This is a genomic window from Pseudomonas boreofloridensis (genome assembly GCF_030580795.1).
Taxonomy (GTDB): Bacteria; Pseudomonadota; Gammaproteobacteria; order Pseudomonadales; family Pseudomonadaceae; genus Aquipseudomonas; species Aquipseudomonas boreofloridensis.
Genome location: NZ_JAUQOQ010000045.1, coordinates 1 through 1362, shown reverse-complemented (window position 1 = coordinate 1362; position 1362 = coordinate 1). Strand labels below are relative to the sequence as shown.

Annotated in this window: 1 protein-coding gene; it reads left to right on the top strand. The window is 55.7% G+C overall.

Annotated elements, in window-relative coordinates; translation table 11 throughout:
* Nucleotides 1–52: 52 nt before the first annotated feature.
* Nucleotides 53–1300, top strand: a complete 1248-nt coding sequence (locus Q6A47_RS22885; RefSeq protein ID WP_304485467.1) for an IS256 family transposase — start codon at nt 53–55, stop codon at nt 1298–1300.
* The last annotated feature ends 62 nt before the right edge of the window (nt 1301–1362 follow it).

Sequence of the window (1362 nt, the reverse complement as noted above, 5' to 3'; positions counted from 1 at the left end):
GGGTATGTCAGAAATTTTGTGTTCGGGCATAAAATGAGCAAGAGGTGCATGTATGCCAACCAAGAAGAAACCCCTGCGTGACCTACCAAAAATCCCCAAGGAGCTGCTCGAGCAGTTCGGTGAGGGCCTGATGACTGCGGAGGCTATCGAAGACGTCTCTGCGGCGTTCAAGAAGGCGCTGATCGAACGAGCCTTGAACGCCGAGCTCAGTCACCACCTGGGATATCTGCCGGGCGCGCAGCGTCCAGAGGATGAAACCAACCAGCGCAATGGCAGGACTGGCAAGACGGTTCTGACTGGAGAGGGGCCGCTGCGGCTGGATATCCCCCGTGATCGAGACGGTAGTTTTGCGCCCATTCTGATTCCCAAGCATGAGCGTCGTTACACCGGTTTCGATGACAAGATCATCGCCATGTATGCCCGAGGCATGACCGTTCGGGAAATTCGCGCATTCCTCTTCGAGCAATACGGAACGGATGTTTCGCATGACTTCATCAGTTCGGTCACGGCCGAGGTGATGGAGGAAATCGGCGCGTGGCAACAGCGGCCGCTGGAGCCGATGTACCCGGTCATTTTCTTTGATGCGCTGCGAGTCAAGATTCGCGAAGAAGGCCTTGTGCGCAACAAAGCGATTTACTTGGCGCTGGGCGTTCTACCCGATGGAACGCGCGATATTCTCGGGATCTGGATCGAAAATACCGAAGGTGCGAAGTTCTGGATGAAGGTCTTCAATGACCTTAAGACGCGCGGCGTTGAGGATGTGCTGATCGCCGTCACCGACGGCCTCAAAGGGATGCCAGAGGCGCTAAGCGCCGTGTTTCCGGCCACCACGCTGCAAACATGCATCGTCCACTTGATCCGCAACAGTCTCGATTATGCAGCGTGGGATAAGCGTCGTGATCTGGCCAAAGCGCTCAAGCCGATCTATCAGGCCATCAACGCCGAGGCAGCTGAGCAGGCACTGGATGCGTTTGAAAACGGCCCTTGGGGCAAACAGTACCCAACGGTAGTTGCGGCATGGAGAAGAGCCTGGGATCGAGTGATTCCATTCTTTGTCTTCCCGTCAGGCATTCGAAAAGTGATCTATACGACCAACGCGATCGAAAGCATCAACGCCCGGCTACGCAAGATCATTAAAACGCGTGGTCACTTCCCAACGGATGAGGCCGCCACCAAGCTGATCTGGCTGGGGCTGCGGAACATCACGGCAAACTGGGGCTCAGCGGCTCACGATTGGAAAAATGCGATGAATCAATTCGCGATTCTGTACGGAGATCGATTTATCAGGCCGACCTGGTAAAAGCATGGCCAGCCTGACGGCAGGCCGTTAGCGGCCCGCACACAAAAAATCTGACACTCTCC

Excerpts from the sequence above, each read along its gene's own strand:
- Q6A47_RS22885 (WP_304485467.1), top strand. The coding sequence starts at position 53 with ATGCCAACCAAGAAGAAACCCCTGCGTGACCTACCAAAAATCCCCAAG.